Genomic DNA, 19,943 nt, shown 5'->3' on the forward strand with positions numbered 1-19,943 from the left:
AGGGATCATGGGGTGAAAACCAACGCAGAGACATTTAATCAAGAGCGACTAAATCTCATCAGCAATGGAGAGCTGGCATTATGAGTTCGATTTCAAAACTGGTTTGGCTAAGCTTATGCTTAAGCTCGTTTCTCTCAGCGCCCGTTTGGGCGGGATTTTGGGATAGCCTGTGGCAGCGAGAGTTGCCTGTTGACCAAACTACACCACCCAAGAATGCACAGCGTTTTGAGTTTATGGGGAGTTTACCTGCTCATACCCAACTAGAACTTGTGGGTTATTACACTTCCTCTCTTTGTACCCGCAAAGAAATCCGTTTCCCGAATGGTGATATTGCCAATCCCTATCGCGCCACATTGAATAAAAGCTCGGTATTGCGTCAATCGCTTGAAAGTGGCGCTGTCGCTAAACCATTCACCCTTACGTTAGCCTTGCAAGGGGGCGGAGATTGCGATTGGCAGTTGGAGGACTTAGTCCTTGACCTTAACTTGATGCCAAGTCATCCCATATGGCAAAGGGTTAAGTCATTAAAAGACAACTATTTACATACGTCACCATTATTAACATCGAGCGAGCCACCGGCCAAAGCCTCGCCCCATGATGGATTTTATTTAAGCCAAGAGCTAACTATCGAACCCATACTTGCTGGCAGTGAAGAAGATACTAATTTGGTTGCCGCGTTACCGCTTACCCTTAATCCTGTGTATTACCCAGTGGTTATCTATAGCCCCAAAACAGATAGCCCCTTTGAGGTAAAGCTTAAGAGTAATTTGCAGTCGACCAGCAGTTTATGGTCGAGCAGTGCAACGCAAATGGTGCGTTTCGATAAAGAGGCTGTGCTGCGGGTGCAGTTTAATCCAGAGGTTTTGCCTGATTATCAAGTGAATGTGTGGCGCCAAGCTGACGATATTTCGGTGCATTACCCCGATGGTACCGAATATCGTTATCCGCGTGGAGATGTGCATCTCTATGCCGATGGTAAGCCTGAATCTATGCTCAATACCTTAAGCGCAAGCACCAAGGCCGAAGATAAGCGATTGCTAGCGCACATCTATTGGGCAGGTCATGCACTGGCGCAGGATAAAGAAAAAGCGCGTAAATTCTATCGAGAGGCGGCCGAGGGTGATGACTTAATTGCTATTCAGTGGATGCAATCACAGGCCGCCTATGCGGGGGAGGTTGAGCAGAGCCAATATTGGTTACAACGTGCGGCTAGGCTTGGGGATATGGATGCCAAAATGGCACTTATTCGTAAGCCCTTTGAGACCATACTGCAAGGCAAGTCAAATACCGCCGAGGCAAAAAGCGCAGAAGTTAAGGCTTGGGAGCAGTTAAAACAGTTGGTTAGTCAAGGTGTGCCAGAGGCTATGAGTATGATGGCTCTCTACCAAGTATTGCCTTGGTCGCCCTACCATGATGCAGCGGCGGCATTAGCCAATTATCGCTTGAGTGTGCAGGCTGACCCCGCTTTGGCCCTTAGCGCTGCCAGTGATTACTATTATTGGCTAGAGGATTTTGAACAAAGCCAAGAGTTTTGGGAGATTGCCGCCGAGCGGGATTTGTATGCTGCCGCAGAATATGCCGATATCTTATTGAAACCAGCGCAGCGTAACCCACAAAGAGCTCGTTATTGGCTTGATAAGGTTGCCTCTCAAGGTGAAAAGCAAGGTATTCAACAAGATGTGCTTGGTAAGGCTTATTTTCAATTGGCCAGTTTACTCGATGCTGGAGAGGGCGGCGATGCCGATCCCAAGCGTGCACAAATCCTGTACCAGCAAAGTCTCGTATTGGCTGAGCGTTTTTCAAATGATTATGCCGCTCAAGCGAAAGAAAGACTCAAATCCCTTGAAGAGCGCCTGTAGCTAAGTTAACAGGGATAACTCGATAACAGGCTTATTCAAGCCATAGGCAAGACAGGGAGATTAAGCTATGGCTTTTCAATTTGATACCTATCGTTTTAATACCGAAGATGCGATTCAAGTGTGTGTAGGTGCCTTTGCGCTCGCTGTGCCCATTGGTTTTTCTGAAGAGGCATGGCAACTCGGAGAAACCTTACCACTACTGAATTTGCTGATGTTATTTGGTTTGTCGTTGCTGTTTCTCGGAGCGTTTACTTACCAGAGTGTGTTCCAACAGAATATTCGTCACCGCCTGCCGGTATTTATTTTCCGGATTATTATTGCCTATTTGATAAGTGCTTGTGTCGTCAGTTTAGTGCTCTTGTGTCTCGATAAATTGCCCTTAATTGACGACACCATGACTTCCTTTAAACGGATTATCGTGATTAGCATGCCCGCTTCTATGGGAGCGATTGTAGTAGATAGCTTTGATAAGGAATAAGTTTGGGCTGATGTCATGACTTTTGTCACTGGTGCATTTAGGTTGTGTTGCTCATACTGGAACCCAATAGATCGATTGTAAAAGGACGCATTATGAACCCAGCAACCCTTGCATTACTTATCCCGATTTTTGCCATTGTGGGAGGATATGCGGTCGCGATTATGAAAATCCGCGAGCGCGGTAATTCTGCCAATAATAAGCTTCAGGCAGATAACCAGTTGTTACATATTGAACTTGATAAACTTCGCGAACGGGTTGAAGTATTAGAGCAGCTAGTGACCGATGAGAGTTTTCAATTAAAGCGTGAATTTAAGCGAGTCTAGTCCTAACAAATATGGTCATGGTGCAGCCGAGTGCCATGACTCTAGCTTGTATCTAGTTGCTCAAGTCATCGGGTGAGTGAAATGCCAAAACTGAGGTAGACTCGTGAGAATTATGTTGTTAGCCCAATGTTGAGCCATTAAAGAACGAGTGAATATGTTTCTATCGCCTTATTTTTCAAAGCAAAATCAATCAATTTCTGTTTCTGCACAACAAGCCAGTGACTTCGCTAAAAAAATCGCTCAAGACTTTAACCCTATCCACGATGTGGGCGCAAAACGTTTTTGTGTGCCTGGCGATTTGTTATTTGCCTTAGTCTTAACCCAATATGGGCTAAGCCAAAGCATGAAGTTTACCTTTGCTGGCATGGTCGGTGATGGGGTTGAGCTGCAATTTCCTGAACAAGTGAACGACAGCTTTTCGATTTGCGATAACCGCGATAAAACCTATTTACATGTCACTCGCCAAGGTGATGCTAGCCGTTGTGATGCACAAACCGAATCTTTTATTCGTAATTATGTGGCCTTCTCGGGACACAATTTTATCGACATTCTGATGCCCTTGATGAAACAACATCAAGTGATGATCAATCCTGAGCGTCCCTTAGTAATCTACGAAAGCATGTCATTCGACTTGACGACACTCGACTTTGTTGAAGTAAACCTATCGCTTGTAGAACAAGAGCTTAAGATTGATGGCAAGCGTGGCGATGTGACGCTGCACTTTGAACTGCACAGCGGCGATATCTTAGTCGGTACCGGAATTAAAACCTTAGTGATGAGTGGCCTTCGCCCCTACGAAGAGGCGCAAATGCAGCAGATGTGTGCCGCCTACGAAGGGCGAAAAACCGAGTTTTAATTTGATCTAAGGCCCGCTTTATCGGTCAGGTCTCTAGGGCGAGATAATTGGGTATAAACAGTGGTTTGGGATAATGATTGACTGTATCCCAAACCAAGGCGTTTTAATGCTAACGATGTTGCTCATCAATCGACAGTTGGGATACGGTATTGGCGACATTTTCCGCGCCAGTACGAATATGGCTCATCACAGTTGTCACTTCTACTAACTGCTGTTTACCTTGTTCAGCGATTCGCTCCACCTCGTTCATCATGTTGGTGGCACTGGCGGTGAGCTGGCTATTTTTCTCAACCACTGCGGCAATTTCATTGGTGGATTTACTGGTCCTTGCGGCAAGCTGACGTACCTCATCGGCCACCACAGCAAAGCCTCGTCCCTGTTCGCCGGCACGGGCCGCTTCTATTGCTGCATTAAGTGCCAGTAGGTTCGTCTGGTCAGCAATGGAGCTTATGGTAGCGACAATCGCTTGAATACTTTGGGATTGCTCATTGAGTTGGGTAATAGATTTAGTGGTTTTTACCGTTTGTTCCGCGATCGCATTTGAAGTATTAACAGTTGCATCCAGTAATTTAACACCTTCAATAGCTTGCTCTACTGTGAGTTGGGATGTCTCAAGTGCAATATCCGCCGCTTGTCGTACAGCATGACTTTGCTCAATTCTTTTAGTGATATCACTCGCAAATTTAATGACCTTAACCACTTTGCCATTTTCATCCACCACAGGGTTATACACGGCCTCTAGCCATACAGAATTCCCATAGGCATTTTTACGCTCGAAGAGTCCTTGTTGATATCTACCGTGTTTGAGTTCATCCCAAAAGCGCGGATTCTGCTGATAAAAGGCATCGAAACATAATATTCGATGGTGTTTTCCTACGATTTGCGCAGCTTGATATCCCATGGTTTTTAAGAATTTTTCATTAGCCTGCAAAATGGTGCCATCGGGTTTAAATTCAATAATGGCTTGGGCACGATTAAGCGCAGTAAAAATGGCCATTTGATCATCGAGTTTGTGTTTATCTTGGGTGATGTCAGAGGCAATTTTCATAATTTTGATGACTTTACCGTCCATCTTGATCGGAAAATAAGTTGCCCTTAACCAGACCTCTTCGCCATCTTTACGGAACCGTTGAAAATTGCCTTCTTTAGGTTGGCCTGATTTTAGGCTTGTCCAAAACTGCTGGTAGCTAGGTGAATTGGCTAATTCTGAGGAGCAGAATAATCTATGGTGTTTGCCGACGATCTCATGCAGGCTATAACCTATTTCATTCAAAAATATATGGTTAGCATCAATGACAACGCCTTCTGGCGAGAATTCGATAGTGGCAATACAATCCTTTATTGAGTCAATAGTGGCTTCAGCTTCCTTGCGTTTAGTTTCACTGATTTCAAGGCTTTTACGTAATGAAGAATTAAACACTGAAGTACTCCTAATGAGTTTGGCAAACTCAAAAACGGCTATGCGACATAATGCCCAAAAATCTGAACCACATGGATAGTGTTAAATATAGCTAGGATTTTAGTCGTTGCTTGATTTCTGAGTCATTTATTAACAAGTAGAATACTCCCAAAGAGTTGGGTTAGATAGTTTTTTATAAAAACGGGGCAGGATAAATTGATAGCCAAGGTAACCTCCTTGTTACCTTGGCTTAGGGGTTAAGCGATTTTTTCTATTTTGGCTGGGAGTCCTTGCCGCGCCGAGGCGCCGCTGGCCCAGTCCACCAGAGGGTAGCGACCATGGCGGCTTGGGTCGAACAGATTCAAGTCGTTCATATTGACCCCGACGCGGATCAGCGGATTGGCGGCAATCTTTTTATTATCGATGACTATATCCCGTGCGCCTAACTCCTTATGGCCATAACCGTGTTCGATGGCAATGCAGTCGGGATGCACGCCCGCCACACATTCCACCAAGGCCACCACACTGCCATTTGGCGTGCTGATCTTGACCGTATCTCCGCTCTTGATGCCAAAACGTGCGGCAGTTTGCTCATTGATGCGCACCGGATTATTGGGGTGCACCTGGCGCAAACGGTCCGAACCTATGCTCATCGAACTCATGGTATGCGACTTATAACTGCTGATCAGCAGCGGCCACTGTGACTTATCGAATGCTTGCTCCAAGGGGGTACCGTTGGCGAGCGCAGGGTGATAACGCCGTGGACAGCCACTCATATATTCACCGCTCAAGCTGTTGCGCCGACTGCCGACCTCAGGGTTCCACAGCATTAAAGGTTTTGGCCAAACCTTGCTGGGGTTGCCCGCCTCGTCACGCCCGGCGCTGATATTCTCAAAGCGGCCGCCACGGGCAAATAAGTAACTGACTTTTTTGACTTCTTCGGGTTTGAGTCTGGCATTGAGTTCCGCTTGAATGCGCCCAACACCACTGAAGTACATATCTTCGGCATTGATATCGGCAACGGGTTTACCAAGGTAGGCCACGTTTGCCGCGCCGTAGAGCGAAAAATCGGCCGCGCGGCTCAGGGGATGCAAACTGCCATCGGCGGCCTTGACCGCATTGGCGCCAAAGCCGGGCAGATTGAGCTTTATCGCCACTTGGCTAAGGAAGGATTCCATACAAATCACATCGCCATCGGCGGTTTTGGCGACCCTCGGCTCGACAATCGGCCAGCGCCCGGTAGCCTCTTTGGTGAGCGTGCCATGCCATGCGGCGCTCCAGCCCCAAGATTCATAGGTTAAGGTGTCGGGGACTATGTAGTCCGACAGCGCCGAGGTCTCATTGATAAAGCTGTCGATGCTGATAAATAGCGGCAATACTTTGGGATCTTTTAATTGTTCACCAATGGCTTCACCTAGCCCCGCCTGACCATAAATCGGGTTACCCATATGGTTGATCCACGCCTTGAGTCGATAGGGATAACCATGCACCGCTGCGGTTAAATGCTCACCGAGTAGGGGTGATGATATCGGGAACCAAGGTTCCTTCGAAGGATAGGGCGACTCACCCGCCTCGACTTTACGACGATACTCAGAGGTTTTTTCGTAGGGGAACTTAGAGCGGGAAAGGAATACGCCCTTAGGTTCGACCATGCCGTCAAACTCCTGCAAATTGTACCTTGGGCCAGATCCAAAGGCGGGGAAGGTGCCGCCTTTGGCTATCGCGCCACCCTTAAGATTTAGGTTACCTATCATGGCGTTAAGCATCATAATCGCCCATGCGCTGTAAAAACCGTTTGCACTCATAGTGCCGCCGTGGGAGATCACCGCTGCCTTAGTGCCATGGCTAGTAAACTTGTGGGCGAGTGCGGCAATTTGCGCCTCGCTGATATCGCACTCCTTGGCGTAGTCGGCCATCTCGACACTGCGCGCGGCTTCACTGAGTAGCTGAAAACTGGATTTCACGCTCAGCTCACCCTTTGGCGTATTCACGCTTTGCTCAACCTCAAGTTGCGCCTTGGCGCATTGTCCGACTGGTAGAATCTGCCCAGTAGCGGCATCGACAACCAGTGGAGAATCCTGCTCGCCATAGACTTTGCCTTCGAAGGGTAGGCCGAGATCGCTGGCATACAAATATTGGCCATATCTGGGGTGATTTGGCGTGCTGATGATTAGGAAGCTGGCATTACTAAAGCCTCGGTAGCCTGCTGCTTTCGCCGCCTCGGCATTGGGCGCGGTTAAAAAGGCACTGGCGTAGCGCTGGTTATCGATAATCCAGCGCAGCATGCCCATGGCGAGGGCGGAGTCGGTCGCGGGGCGGATTGGCAGCCAAGTATTGTTACCTGCGCAGGGTTGGTTCGAGGTGTTGGGCAGCATGGGCGATACCACCACATAACTAAATTCCCGCCCATCGACCCGAGCGTTGGCCAACTGCCGCGCTTGGCGTTTAAAAGGGTTGCCCGACTGCTGCGGTGAAGTACCGATAAACAGCAAAAACTCGCTATTGTCCCAATCGGGTTTAAGGTGAGCGTACTTTTTTAAATCGTCGAGCAGGGCACCCGCACCTGCGCGATAGGTAAAGCCGCAATAGGCGCCGTGGTTGGCAAAATTTCGCGTGCCGAAGCTATTGAAGGTAAAGCGTTTAATAATGACATCTCGGCCTTCATCCGAGGCGTTCGATACCAATAGCTGGTTAGCCTTGGGGCCATATTCAGGATTATTGGCATCGAGTGGCGTGCTGATATCGCGGATCGCTCTTAAGCCTTCGATATGGCCTTCGCCAAATAAGTCACCGCCATCGACAACCTCAGTCAGCAGTTGCTCGAAACTAATGCTTTGCCATTGCCCACTGCCGCGCGGCCCTACTCGTTTAAGGCATTGGGTGACACGGTAGGGGCTATCTAATTGTTCTAACATGGCATTGCCACGGGCGCAGGCGGTGGAACGCCCTTGTAAGCCTTGCTCTTGATAGGCGCTTAAGCCGACTAAGGCGGTTTTGATCGGGGTATCGAAGTCGATATGTTCCCGCGCCGAGAGCGGATGATAGGGATTGCCGCTGATGCGGAGAATTTTATCTGTCTTATTATCAATACGGGCGCGCACGCCACACTTGGTCCAGCAACCGAGACACATGGTATTGGCGATGCGTTGTTCATCGTTGCCAATCAGCTGGCCTGAGGTTAGATCTACTTTATATTCAGGGGCTAGCGAATTGCCATGGATGGGATCTTGGGTGGTTTTCCCCGAACTGCCATGCACGACCCCTTTGCCCATTTGCGCTAAGGTATGGCTGTAACCTGCGGCAAATAACCCCACGCCACCCGTCACAGCTGCGCCTTTGATAAAACGACGTTTACTCTTATCCATTACGGACTCCTTAATGCGGTAACTTTTCTTAATATGGACGGTGCTGTGGCTCAAGAGGCCAACTGAGTTGAGCGTGGTTGATGGCGAATAAATTCAGACACTAATGCCATCAGCGCGAGCCAGAGGCCGAAGGTGCCAGCGATACCTAATAGGCCCTCTGGCCCCCATGGCAATTGATAGAAATAAGTGCCCGCGCCGTATTTAGGGTCAGTTTGCGCTTGGATAAGTACAATCCAGCGAAATCCCCATGCCAGATGCACCGCCGTTAAACTGACGACTAACATCAATACCGAGGGGAGGCGGCGTACTGCCAATACCAATGCCAGCAAAGCGAGGGTAACCAATACCCAGATGGCGGCGAGTTGCCAGCTTGGGCTGGTGTCTAATAACAGCGCCGCTTCGTGCGCCGAGCCTTTGTCGAATAAGGTCCAACCGATAAGACACAGGGCGAAGAGACCAAAGCTTGCCCTAACCCATTGCAGCAACCTGTCTTGGGTGCTGGCTTGATAACCGTGCAAAACACGATTGAGCAGGGCGAGAGTACCGCAGGCGGCGAGTAGGGCACTGGTCGCCATCAATGGCGGCAACCAATAGGTATGCCAGAGCGGCCGTGCTTTGATCGCCATGGTTTCCATTCCGGTATAAAGCGCAATACTGCAGGCGCTTAGGCTAGCAATCAGTGCGATTGGCTTGATCCATTTATCGCTATCCCAGTCTCCGAGGCGGATAAGTTGAGCAATACGCCTTACCCAATCTTGGGACGATTCCCCTTGTGTCGAGGCTTTAGTTGGCAAGTATTGGCGCAGTAAGAGCCAAGCAAAAAGGGCACTCGCACCGGAAAATATCGGCAGTAAAAAAGCGCCGTACCACATCCACGAATGCGGTCTGATTTGGGCATAGAAATGCCATGCCCGCAGCGGTTGGTGCAGGTCAGCAAGTAGCGCAATCGGCGCGACTATGCCGGCGGTAAGCATCAAACAGGCGCAGAGTTTGAGCAGTCTGGCATCGGTTTGTTTCGCGCTAAATAAATGGATGGTCGCCACCCACACACTGGCGTAGGCCAAACCCATCAGAAAAAAGTATTGCACCGCCCAAGGCAGCCAAGTGATGGCAATATCGGGGGTAAAGATTTCTTTAATGACCATGGTGGATCTCCTCGCCAGTGTCAGTCAGTAGGGTGCGAACGGGGGCTTGGCCGTTGATACGATCTTCAAAGGCGCTGTTCATGCCGATATAAAATACTCTGGGGGCCGTATTGGCATCGGGCTTGAGTACCTTGATATCTGTCTTATTGGCTGTGAGTAACTGACTGATTTGACTATTAGGATCGTTTAGATCGCCAATCACCCTCGCTTCACCAACGCAGGTTTCGACACAGGCGGGCAGTAGTCCAGCTTCGAGCCTATGGGCGCAGAAGGTGCATTTATCGGCACTGTTGGTCTCATGGTTGATAAAGCGGGCATCGTAGGGGCAAGCCTGCACACAGTATCCGCAACCGACGCACCATTCGTTGTTGACGACCACAATGCCATCTGGGCGTTGGAAGGTGGCTCCCGTGGGGCAAATAGGAATGCAAGGCGGGTTCTCACAGTGATTACACAGTCTTGGCAGCATTAAAAATGCGGGTGGCGTGGTAGCATCCTGTTGTGACACTTCGTATTGCTGTACCGTGGTACGAAATTGCCCCAAAGGTGGCAGGTTTTCGAAGGTGCATGCCACGGTGCAGGCTTGGCAGCCGACGCAGCGGCGCAAATCGATGACCATACCGTAGCGTTTGCCTGTAGGTGCAGGTTCAGTCTGTTGTGCCTGCACTTGCACGACGGGAATGAGCGCGGCGCCGACACTCACACTGGCCATTTTTCCGAGAAACTGACGTTTACTCTTGTCCATAGGATTTCCTTCACTCTTACAGATAAAACGGGTCGAAGACCGCGGGTTTAGCGTTAAGCGCATTCTGTAAAAGGGGAGGTGGCATCTCTATAGTGGTTTTCCACATATCGGATAGGGACTTGATCTAGCGCAATAAATATCAGTTAGAATGACCTTTAAGAGTTTAGGGGTTATTGTTTAGGATTGAATCTTAAAGCTTAGGAGAATGGATACAGTGTTGGGTTTTGTCGTATCAACCAATGGCTGGCGAATGGCGGTGAAACTCGCCATCGTATTGTTTAGCCTACTGAGTATCTCAGCCATGGCAGAAGTTTTGGCCACTCAGGATAAAACTGTAGGCGCATTAACTGTTGCTCCTGCGGGAGAGTTGATGGATGAAGCTGGCGCTAACTATCAAGTGGTCGATGTCGGCGTATTGGCAATACGGGGCTATAAGAGCACAGTCAATCGTTGGCAACCTTTGATGGGCTGGCTAGAGTCGCAAATACCTAACAGTTACTTTAGATTGCATCCCTTAAGCCTTGAAGAATTAGCCAAAGGCGTTGAAACCGAAGCTCTTGACTTTGTTATCACTAACCCTGGGCAGTCGGTGATGTTGGCGCGGCAATTTTCCCTGTCTTGGCTCGCCACCCTACGAAGCCCAATCAATAATGGCGCTGCGATGCAAGTGGGGTCTGCGCTGGTGGTCAGAGCCGATTCGCCCTATCAGACCTTAAAAGATCTTAAGGACAAGCGACTCGGGATTGTCTCTAAAAATGCCTTCGGCGGTTATCTCACTTTAGTTTATGAGGCGCAGCTTAAGGGGGTAGATTTACCCCATTTTGTAGGAGAAATTATCCCCTTAGGTTTTCCACTCGATAACCTTATTTATCAGCTCGGTGCGACAGATAAGCCAAGCGATAAATCCCCAAGTTTAGATGCGGCAATTGTGCCCGTATGTCAGCTTGAGCAAATGCAGGCCGAAGGTTTGATCAAGCTGCAAGATTATCGGGTGCTCGATAATCAGGCGCCTGCGGGGTTTCATTGCCAAGTCTCGAGTCGGTTATATCCCAACTGGTCTATGGCTAAAACCAACCGTGCGACCCAATCCCTCGCAAAACAGGTGACTCAAGCCCTACTAGCATTACCCGAAGACAGCCCCGCCGCTAAAGCCGCCGAATCTGCGGGTTGGACCACGGCCGTGAGTCAATTGGCGATAGATCAACTGCTTAAAGATCTGGATATGCATCCACTGCAAGCCCCTTGGTGGCAGCGGGCATGGCAATGGGTAAAACTGCATCAACATTGGGCTTGGTTTGCGTTGACCATATTGGTATTGCTCAATGTCTACCATTTCTGGCTCGAATACCGCTTTAGTCGCCGCGGCCGAGAGTTAATCAATACCCAGAGGCAACTCAGTGAAAACCGAGCCCTGTTGGAGCACGCTCAGCGCATTGCGATTGCGGGGGAGCTTGGGGCTAGCCTCTCCCACGAACTCAACCAACCTTTGGCGGCGATCGGCCATTATTGCCATGGCGCCGAGGTACGTTTGCAGCGTGGGACCAGTCCAGAAGAATTACAATCCGTGCTGACTTTAATCCAGCAAGAAGTCAGCCGCGCCGACAGTATTATCAGCCGTTTACGTAATTTATTGAAAAAGCGGCCTGTCTCTAAGCAGCCTCTGTATTTACATCAGTTAGTGAATGATACTGCGCCGCTGCTTGCCTATGAGCTGGAGCAGCACCATATCCAGCTTTCAACCAATGTGAGCGGCGAAGCCTATCAATTGCCTTTAGATGAAGTGGGCATGCAGCAACTATTGCTCAACCTTTTGAAAAATGCCGCCGATGCCTGTGTGCAACGCCAACAGAGCGAGGTCGATGCCTCGAAACCCTATCAGCCCACGATTGATATCGACCTGCGTTACCAAGAACACAAGCTACTGCTCACGGTCACAGACAATGGCACAGGTTTAACTGAGGATGCCAATCTGCTGATGCAAGCCTTTTATTCGACTAAGTCCGAGGGCTTAGGGCTAGGGCTGGTGATTTGCCGTGATATCGCCGAGAGTCATGGTGGCCGCTTTAGCCTCGAAACCGCTTTAAGTGGCGGCTGCCAAGCGCAGGTATCCTTACCCCGTAAGTTTGATGGAGCACCAGCATGAGCCACGAATTGCCCGTGTATTTAATCGATGATGATGAGTCGGTGCGCCGCTCGCTGCGGTTTATGCTCGAAAGCTATGGCTTGAATATCCGTGATTTTGATAGCGCCGAGGCATTTTTTGCCGCCATCGATTTAAGCCAGCCGGGCTGCGCCTTAGTCGATGTACGTATGCCGGGCTTAAGTGGGCCGCAGTTACATGCGCAATTAGTGCAGCACAATAGTCCGCTGGCGGTAATTTATTTGACTGGCCATGGCGATGTGCCCATGGCGGTGGAGGCGCTAAAACGCGGGGCGGTGGATTTTTTCCAAAAGCCCGCTGATGGCGCTAAGCTCGCGGACGCTGTGGTAAAAGCCTTGGCGAATGCCAAGTCGCATTATCAAGATAACCAATATCTTCAGACTTATCAGTCGCTCACACCGCGGGAGCGGGAAATCCTTACCCTGATCGCCAAAGGCTATAAGAATCAGGAGATCGCCGATACGCTGTGCATCGCCATGCGTACGGTCGAAATTCACCGTGCGAACTTAATGAAAGGCATGCAGGTCAGCTCGCTCGCCGAGATGATGTTAATCTACGGCCGGATTGCCGATCGCCTTCCCCCCGCATAAAACTACTCTTTGTTAGGGCGAATTGGCGTATCCTTGGCCGTTTGATGTGAGCTAACGCATTCAGCCCTAGGTGCTTAATTGCCAAGGCTCGACGATTGCCTTATTTTAGGGGCTTAATTTTAAGGCCACGATTTTTAACATCACCATGTTTGAAGTTCGATGCCGCTTTTGGATGACCTTATCGTTCGCTTTTACATAAGGTGCTCCCGTTTGGATAAGGAATGAAATGCCAAGTTTGATTCGTATTGTGCTGATTGATACGCACCTTCCGGGCGTTGTGGAACTCGCCCTCAATGGCCATACCAATATTTGTGGTACTAACGCCTCGGGTAAAACCACGCTACAACGTTTAGTGCCGGTATTTTATGGCGAATATCCTAGCCGCGTGGTGCCTTCAACCCGTGACAGTTTCGAGCGTTGGTACTTGCCACACGATTCAAGCTACATCATTTACGAATACCAAAAGGCCGATGGCTTGCTCTATCAAGCCGTGCTCGCCTCGGCGGGCGATGGTAAAGGCGTGAACTACCGCTTTATCGCCAAGGGTTTTGAGTTAAGTGATTATATTAAATCGCAAAATGGTGACACTATTTTATGCCATAACATGGCGGAACTTGGCCGTGATTTAAAACGCCAAGGCGTAGCTACCACCAACTTGCTCAACACCCGCGAATACCGCGCGATTATTCAAAACGACCGCACCCTGTTGAGTACGGGTAGCAACCGCAGCGAACTGCGAGCCTATGCGCGCCAATTTGCCCTGTGTGAAGGCGAGCATTCACTGCGCCATATCGAAAAGCTCGCTAAAGCCGTCCACTCCAAAGAAGGCAAAATGGAAACGGTCAAATCCATGATCGCCGCCATTTTAGAAGAAGACGGGGTAAATCCGCCCAGCTCGCGCTTAAACCCACAGCGCGTCGAGGCGTGGATCCGCGAGAGCCAGTTAATCCAAGGCTTTGAAGTGATCCGCCCCGAGTTTGAAAAGCTCGAGCAGGAATTTAACCAATTACTCAGCGCCGAGATGCGCCTCTCGAGCCTGTCCCGAGGTTATCGCAATGACGAAACCCTAGAGGCCGATCGTTTAGAGATCCAACAAACTCTGTCTAAGGAGCTGAATTTAAAGCTTCGGATGTTGGACGACGAATGGAAAGAAGTGCGCGATGAGCTTAACCTCGACCTATCCGCCGCCAAGGGTGACGTGGCTAAGTGCGAGTATGAGTTAGATGCCATTGAAGATCAGCATGGCGCCTTTTTAGATGCCAATATCGAGCAAGCCAAGGCCGATTTGGACATGCTGCCAAACTGGCGCGCTGACATGGAAAACTTAAGCGAGCGCCATAAGTTACAAACTGAAAAACACCAAGATATTGAAGCGGCTTACAATGCCCGCCGCAGCAAAATTGGTGAGCAGTTAAACCGCGAGCTCGAAGGCTTACACGCGGATCAGGACAAACAGCGCGAAGCGCGCGACAAACAGCGTGAAGTGGCTAGAGCCGACCTAGATGCCCTCGAAGCCCAATGGCGCAGCCAAATGGATGCGGGCAAGGCGAGCTTTAGCGAGCAGGAATACCAATTCAAACTCAATGCCGCCGAGCTTAAGTTACGTGTTGATGGTGTAACCTACACCGAGGAAGAAAAGTTAAGCCTTGCGATTTTCGACGAGCGGATTCACCGCGCCGACGAAGAGCAAGAAAGCTGCAATGCCAAGGTGGAGCGCTTAACTAGCGATGAGCGTAAGCTGCGCGCCAAACGCGACCAAGCCAACGAAGCGCTGCGTATCGCCAGCCTGCGGGTTAACGAGCGCCAAACTGCGCTCGATGAACTGCACCATATGCTGTTCCCGCAGTCCCATACTTTACTTGAGTTCCTGCGTAAGGAAGCCCAAGGTTGGGAGCAAAGTCTGGGTAAAGTGATTGCGCCCGAGTTGTTGCATCGCACCGATTTACACCCAAGTGTGATGGGCGAGAGCGACACTGTGTTTGGGGTGCATTTAGATCTTAAAGCCATTGATGTGCCTGAATATGCCGCCTCCGAGCAGGAGCTACGTATTCGTTTAAGCAAGGCCGAAGAAGCCCTGCAAAGCGCGCAGGAATTACAGGCCGAGGCCGAATCTCAGCTGGTGGCGATTAACGGTGAGCTGGATAAACTCAGCCGTGAACTGACCTTTGCCCGCACGGCTTACAAGAATAGCCGCGATGATTTACGTCGTCTGTTCGATGAAAAACGCAGTGAGCAGGACAAGATCAACAAGGCGCTGGCCGAGCGTAAAGCCTTTGCCCAGCAGCGTTTAACTCAACTCGATGGCGAGTTAAAGCAGCTTAAGCATCAACATCAGCTCTGGCTCGAAGAGCAAAAAGAGCAGGCGCTCGAAGCGCGGATGGAAAAACAAGCCTACTGGCAGGAAGTGATTGGCGCGCTCGACAATCAACTTGGGCAAATCAAGGCCACTATCGATGCCCGCCGCGAAAGCGCTAAGGCCGAGCAAAAAGCCTGTGAAACCTGGTACAAAAACGAGCTTAAATCCCGCGGTGTGGATGAGGACAATATCCTTAAACTCAAGCAACAAATCCGTGAGCTTGAAACCAAAATCAGCCGCGCCGAGCAGCGTCGCAGCGAAGTATTGCGCTTCGACGATTGGTATCAACACACTTGGCTTATCCGTAAGCCCAAGCTGCAAACCCAGTTAAGTGACGTTAAACGCGCCGCCTCAGAAATCGATCAGCAGCTTAAAGCCAAGACTCAAGAGGTGAAAACTCGTCGCCAACAACTCGAGACCGAGCGTAAGGCCTCGGATGCGGCGCAGATTGAAGCCTCTGAAAACTTAACTAAACTGCGCGCCGTGATGCGTAAGTTGGCGGAGCTGAAACTGCCCGCCAACAATGAAGAAGCCCAAGGTAGCCTCGGCGAGCGTTTGCGTCAGGGCGAAGATTTACTGCTAAAACGCGATTATCTGATGGGCTCTGTTAAGCAATATGTGGAGCATTTCGACTCTGTGATTGCCAGCAAGTCAGGTTCAGGCTTAGCCGAAACCTGGGAGCGTGCCCGCGAAGAATCGAGCTTTATCAACGACAAAGGTATTCGTCTGCTGGATTACCGCAAGCTTGTGCCGCAGCTTGAACAGCTACTCAATGTGATGGTGCCGCAATCCATTATGGCGCTGCGCGAACAGGGGCGGATCTTCGGTGTTGATTTAACCGCCTTTTACGATGTGCTTGCCGATATCGACCGTCGCATCGCTTCGCAGAGTGCGCGCATTACCCGCGAAGTGGGCGAGGAGTTATTCCTCGATGGCGTATCGGAATCTGCGGTTCGTATTCGCTCTAAGATCAGCGAATTAGAGTTTTGGCCCGAGCTTGAGCAGTTTGTTAAAGCCTTCAAAAATTGGAAAGCCGACGGCTTTAATGGTCTGCCCGATGAGGAATACACCAACAGCATGCGCCGCGCCTTGGATATTATTGGCCGCGCGGCCTTAACCGGTGGCATTGCTAAGTTGCTGGAAATCGAGCTGCGTCTCAAAGAGGGTAATAGCGATTTGATTATCCGCACCGACAGACAGCTGAACGAATCATCCAGCCACGGTATGGCTTATTTGATCCTGTGTAAGTTCCTGTTGGCATTTACGCGCTTGCTACGTGGCCGTGCCGATGTGACCATTCACTGGCCAATTGACGAGCTGGGCACGCTGCACCACACCAACGTGAAGAAGATTTTCGATGCCTGTGGTAACAACAATATCAGCGTGTTAGGCGCCTTCCCGAACCCAGAGTCAGAAGTGCTGAACCTGTTTGAGCACCGTTACATTATTAATAAACAAACTAAGAAGTTGCAGGTGGTGAAGCCCAAAGCCAATCCGATTGCCGATTTGTTGAGTAAACGCCTGAGCAAGGAGGCTATCTAATGAGTGCCATGAATGAGTCAAACCAAACCGTCTTAGTCGGCACGGGCGCCATTATCGAACTCTTGCTCAAGGGCGAATTTATTTGCCGCACCACCAATGAAGATGGCTGGCGCGCATTGAAAAATAACAGCACCCGCGAGCGGGTTGAAGCCTATCTAAATCAAATCAACCGCACCGTGGCCTCGGCCGCCGAGGGTGACGTGTTTTTCTGCGGTTATTTGCAGTTAGGCGAGAGCGAGCGCAAGGTGATTTCATCGCAGTTTAAGGATATTTGTCAGGCACTTATTCCTATGGTGGAGTGGCTGGTATTAGTGCAGGAAGCCAGCGGCCAAGATGCGCCCTTAAGCGAAGGTGCGCCAGTACGGTTAACCGAGCTGCAAAGCCGAATTGAAGATACCCCTGCGTTTCGTGAGCAGTTGGCCAAACTCAGCCAATACCGCTTATTCGGCTCAACCAGTACCAATAGTGATGCGCAAATTAAGTTAGTGTTCAAACGCTTAGTGGAGCTTGGCTATCTGGTGCGCCCTAACGTTGAAAAACAAATTTATATCGCGACGGGCAAGCTGGATTATCTGTACGAAGTGATCCGTTTTATTGACGAAACTGAAGGCCTAAGCCTAGAGGCGCAGGCGGAAACGGCGACCCAGCGGGATTTACTATGATGCTTTGGACAATCATCTGCGGTGTAAACCAAGGAGGCCGTGATGAGCAGTAACTTACATCAGGCTGGGGTTAAGCTACTCAAGCAGTTAGGCCGCCATGCTGACATCATTATGGACGCCTATTTAGCGGGCTCGCTCAATGAAGATGCCCATGATCCCGCCGTGGTTGAAAAACTCAAACAGGCAGGGATTTTATGGCGCCCAGAGCCAGACCAAGAGCTGCGCCTTAAACGCTCGGTGCGCGCCTTGCTCGAAGAAGGCTTAAGTGATGAGCGCAATCGCCAAATCGACTCCAATGTCGGCTCGGCGCTCGCCACCATTAAAACCTTGGCCGACCACTATAAAGAGGCGCGCCATAGCTCAGATTACAGCGCTGCCGAGGCGTATCTGTCTGATTTAAGTGAGCATGTGTATAGCTTTGCCGACAGTTTGCGCTATTCGATCCGCGTGTTGTGGGGGCGGATCAACAACGAGTTCGGTTATGTCGGTACCATTAACGCTAAGATCCGCGAAAACGAACTCGCCCAGAGCCAAGTGTCTGAATTGCTAAATGGTTTGGAGATGTTCCAGTTTAGCGAATTAGGCGAAATCGCCGGTGATATCCGTGAGCTGCGTAAGTTGCTGGTGACCACCTTGCAGGAAACCATGAGTGACTGCGCCCAGGAGCTCAGTGTGGTGCAGGGCAGGTTGCTGGAACTCCTCGGCCGCTTTAGGCAAATTCGCGGTCGTACGCGCTTACTTAAGGGCTGGTTGCTATACACAGATTTGCATCCGGATTATCGCCCTGCGGACCATGTGTCTCATAAGGAAATCCCGAGCCTTTTCAATCGCGCTGAAGTGCTGTTGGCCCCAGCGTCTGTGGATGTGCATAACGCCAGCCAGGAGCTTGAGCTGATGAATATTGTCGCCCATATCAAGGCGATTAGTCGTCAGGGCGTGATAGAAACTGTGCGTGAGCAGGATGTCAGTGTATCGCTTACCCAAAGCGAAGACTTTGATATTCCTGATAATCCACTCAAGCAAGCGGTCGATACTTACTTTGTCGATGTGATTGAGTCGGGCTTACGTCAATCGGCGCTCGATTACTTAGTCGAAAAAGCCCTGCCGTGGGATGCCGAAAGCTGGATTTATCAAGTGATTGGCGGCTACGAAGGCTTGCCCGATGAGCATAAGGCTTACTTCGAGTTAGAGCCCTTAGGCGAACCTCACCCCATCTACAGCGGTAACTTTATTATCCGCGACGTGGAATTATGGCTCGCCTAGGTAAACAGCAGTTGCAACTCTTGGAGAGCGTTTATCTTAATCGCGCTCCAAGGGTAAAACTTAGCCCGAATTGGCGAACGATTTACCGCGAGTTAGAGGTAGGCGAGCTGGATGGTGCGGAAAAATATTTGTGTTTTGCGCCAAGGGATTTTGAGTTGCTGCGCCAAGGTGTATTGGCAAAAGAGGGCGTGGATTTACAGGCACTGGACTTTAATCTAGACCGCATCGCCATGTCCGCCCAAAGCCAGAATGAGAAGCTGGCGAACATCCGCCCCGAAGCCGAGTATGTTTTGTTGAAGTATCTCGGTTTTGAATCGCCGCCCTTGGTGATGTCTGCACGAGCCTCGTTACGTACTCCCTTAGATGAAGCACAACAGCTTTGCCATGAGCTTGATGTTAACACCATCTTAGTGGTTGAAAACCTGGATATATTCGATGCAATAACCCAAGCGCGCTTACCTGCCGAACTTAGCCGCATTATGGTGATTTACCGTGGCAGCGGCCACCATTCCCCCATTGGTGTGCGGCAGTTTTTACAGGCGATGGCGGGTAAAATGCCGATTATTGCCTTTACCGATCTCGACCCCGCAGGGCTGCAAATTGCCCATACCTTAACGGGCATGACCCATTGTATCGTGCCGCAGTTAGCGCTTTTTGCGCCCAGCGAGTTACTCGCTATCCCACAGATTAATTCCGCTGATGACTTTGCTAAGCAAGCGCCTCAGGCTAAATATTTACAGTCAGCCGACTTAAAAAATTGGCAGCAATTAAGCCGTTGGTTAACTCAGCAACGAATTAGCATTAAACAGCAGCACCTGCTGTCGCATCGGCTTGAGCTAGTGCTACTGGCATATTGTTAGTCGTTATCCTTCCCCATCTCTCTGTTAAGTTCGATATTTGTAGTTTTTAATACTATTTAAAGTATTTATTCAGTTTTTAAATCTAGTCTTATTCGGTATCAATCGATTAATTGTGTTTATTTGGTTTAAATAGTGTTTAATTTTTGATTTTTTAACTTATGTATTAATAGCGTGATTATTAATCGATGATTTTATTTTTGTTATAAATCAGAATAATACAAAATTTTTGTGATGAGTTTGGCTTAATTGAAAATGAAATAAGTAAATTTATTCATTGAATTTGCTGCCAGCATGTTTCACTATCCCCGCCTGAGCTTAAAAGGGAATGGCGATGTTGCT

14 protein-coding genes are annotated in these 19,943 nt (G+C 49.7%); 10 read left to right on the forward strand and 4 right to left on the reverse strand.

Annotation, left to right across the window (positions count from 1 at the left end):
• The first annotated feature begins 80 nt into the window (after positions 1-80).
• The 4 genes from CEQ32_RS19610 (at position 81) to CEQ32_RS19625 (ending at position 3,516) form a co-directional block, all read left to right on the forward strand.
• On the forward strand, positions 81-1,859 hold the full coding sequence (locus tag CEQ32_RS19610; RefSeq protein WP_088586665.1) for a tetratricopeptide repeat protein: 1,779 nt from the start codon (positions 81-83) through the stop codon (positions 1,857-1,859).
• A 67-nt stretch (positions 1,860-1,926) separates the two neighbouring features.
• Entirely contained in the window at positions 1,927-2,337 is a 411-nt protein-coding gene (locus CEQ32_RS19615; protein ID WP_037431171.1) for a DUF2391 family protein, read from the forward strand.
• Between the two features lie 92 nt (positions 2,338-2,429).
• Positions 2,430-2,660 (forward strand): hypothetical protein, encoded by a 231-nt coding sequence (locus CEQ32_RS19620; protein ID WP_088586666.1) that lies wholly within the window; start codon positions 2,430-2,432, stop codon positions 2,658-2,660.
• 154 nt (positions 2,661-2,814) lie between these two features.
• Positions 2,815-3,516, forward strand: coding sequence for a DUF3581 domain-containing protein (locus CEQ32_RS19625; RefSeq protein WP_037421914.1), 702 nt, complete (start codon positions 2,815-2,817; stop codon positions 3,514-3,516).
• Between the two features lie 109 nt (positions 3,517-3,625).
• On the opposite strand, the gene CEQ32_RS23295 is transcribed toward CEQ32_RS19625, so the two are convergent.
• From CEQ32_RS23295 to dsrO, 4 genes are all read right to left on the reverse strand, one after another.
• A complete protein-coding gene (locus CEQ32_RS23295) occupies positions 3,626-4,936 on the reverse strand; it encodes a PAS domain-containing methyl-accepting chemotaxis protein (RefSeq protein ID WP_088586667.1) in 1,311 nt (436 codons plus the stop codon).
• Positions 4,937-5,172: 236 nt separating this feature from the next.
• A complete protein-coding gene (locus CEQ32_RS19635; protein WP_088586668.1) occupies positions 5,173-8,280 on the reverse strand; it encodes a tetrathionate reductase subunit A in 3,108 nt (1,035 codons plus the stop codon).
• Positions 8,281-8,330: 50 nt separating this feature from the next.
• Positions 8,331-9,425, reverse strand: a complete 1,095-nt coding sequence (gene nrfD, locus CEQ32_RS19640; RefSeq protein WP_088586669.1) for an NrfD/PsrC family molybdoenzyme membrane anchor subunit — start codon at positions 9,423-9,425, stop codon at positions 8,331-8,333.
• A complete protein-coding gene (gene dsrO, locus CEQ32_RS19645; protein WP_037421925.1) occupies positions 9,415-10,170 on the reverse strand; it encodes a sulfate reduction electron transfer complex DsrMKJOP subunit DsrO in 756 nt (251 codons plus the stop codon). The genes nrfD and dsrO overlap by 11 nt, the downstream gene beginning before the upstream one ends.
• Before the next feature lie 205 nt (positions 10,171-10,375).
• On the opposite strand from dsrO, the gene CEQ32_RS19650 reads away from it, so the two are divergent.
• The 6 genes from CEQ32_RS19650 to CEQ32_RS19675 all read left to right on the forward strand — a co-directional run bounded on the left by CEQ32_RS19650 (position 10,376) and on the right by CEQ32_RS19675 (position 19,604).
• Complete coding sequence (locus tag CEQ32_RS19650) at positions 10,376-12,313, forward strand: PhnD/SsuA/transferrin family substrate-binding protein (protein ID WP_088586670.1); 1,938 nt, start codon at positions 10,376-10,378, stop codon at positions 12,311-12,313.
• Complete coding sequence (locus CEQ32_RS19655; protein ID WP_088586671.1) at positions 12,310-12,921, forward strand: response regulator transcription factor; 612 nt, start codon at positions 12,310-12,312, stop codon at positions 12,919-12,921. The genes CEQ32_RS19650 and CEQ32_RS19655 overlap by 4 nt, the downstream gene beginning before the upstream one ends.
• A 226-nt stretch (positions 12,922-13,147) precedes the next feature.
• Positions 13,148-16,819 (forward strand): ATP-binding protein, encoded by a 3,672-nt coding sequence (locus CEQ32_RS19660; protein WP_088586672.1) that lies wholly within the window; start codon positions 13,148-13,150, stop codon positions 16,817-16,819.
• Between the two features lie 8 nt (positions 16,820-16,827).
• Positions 16,828-17,481 (forward strand): condensin complex protein MksE, encoded by a 654-nt coding sequence (locus CEQ32_RS19665; protein ID WP_037422308.1) that lies wholly within the window; start codon positions 16,828-16,830, stop codon positions 17,479-17,481.
• 42 nt (positions 17,482-17,523) lie between these two features.
• A complete protein-coding gene (locus CEQ32_RS19670) occupies positions 17,524-18,744 on the forward strand; it encodes a phosphoenolpyruvate carboxylase (RefSeq protein ID WP_088586673.1) in 1,221 nt (406 codons plus the stop codon).
• On the forward strand, positions 18,732-19,604 hold the full coding sequence (locus CEQ32_RS19675; protein ID WP_088586674.1) for a Wadjet anti-phage system protein JetD domain-containing protein: 873 nt from the start codon (positions 18,732-18,734) through the stop codon (positions 19,602-19,604). The genes CEQ32_RS19670 and CEQ32_RS19675 overlap by 13 nt, the downstream gene beginning before the upstream one ends.
• Positions 19,605-19,943: the final 339 nt, after the last annotated feature.

Source organism: Shewanella sp. FDAARGOS_354 (assembly GCF_002209245.2).
GTDB lineage: Bacteria > Pseudomonadota > Gammaproteobacteria > Enterobacterales > Shewanellaceae > Shewanella > Shewanella xiamenensis.

Excerpts from the sequence above, each read along its gene's own strand:
- CEQ32_RS19610 (WP_088586665.1), top strand. The coding sequence starts at position 81 with ATGAGTTCGATTTCAAAACTGGTTTGGCTAAGCTTATGCTTAAGCTCG.
- CEQ32_RS19615 (WP_037431171.1), top strand. The coding sequence starts at position 1,927 with ATGGCTTTTCAATTTGATACCTATCGTTTTAATACCGAAGATGCGATT.
- CEQ32_RS19620 (WP_088586666.1), top strand. The coding sequence starts at position 2,430 with ATGAACCCAGCAACCCTTGCATTACTTATCCCGATTTTTGCCATTGTG.
- CEQ32_RS19625 (WP_037421914.1), top strand. The coding sequence starts at position 2,815 with ATGTTTCTATCGCCTTATTTTTCAAAGCAAAATCAATCAATTTCTGTT.
- CEQ32_RS19635 (WP_088586668.1), bottom strand. The coding sequence starts at position 8,280 with ATGGATAAGAGTAAACGTCGTTTTATCAAAGGCGCAGCTGTGACGGGT.
- nrfD (WP_088586669.1), bottom strand. The coding sequence starts at position 9,425 with ATGGTCATTAAAGAAATCTTTACCCCCGATATTGCCATCACTTGGCTG.
- dsrO (WP_037421925.1), bottom strand. The coding sequence starts at position 10,170 with ATGGACAAGAGTAAACGTCAGTTTCTCGGAAAAATGGCCAGTGTGAGT.
- CEQ32_RS19650 (WP_088586670.1), top strand. The coding sequence starts at position 10,376 with ATGGATACAGTGTTGGGTTTTGTCGTATCAACCAATGGCTGGCGAATG.
- CEQ32_RS19655 (WP_088586671.1), top strand. The coding sequence starts at position 12,310 with ATGAGCCACGAATTGCCCGTGTATTTAATCGATGATGATGAGTCGGTG.
- CEQ32_RS19660 (WP_088586672.1), top strand. The coding sequence starts at position 13,148 with ATGCCAAGTTTGATTCGTATTGTGCTGATTGATACGCACCTTCCGGGC.
- CEQ32_RS19665 (WP_037422308.1), top strand. The coding sequence starts at position 16,828 with ATGAATGAGTCAAACCAAACCGTCTTAGTCGGCACGGGCGCCATTATC.
- CEQ32_RS19670 (WP_088586673.1), top strand. The coding sequence starts at position 17,524 with ATGAGCAGTAACTTACATCAGGCTGGGGTTAAGCTACTCAAGCAGTTA.
- CEQ32_RS19675 (WP_088586674.1), top strand. The coding sequence starts at position 18,732 with ATGGCTCGCCTAGGTAAACAGCAGTTGCAACTCTTGGAGAGCGTTTAT.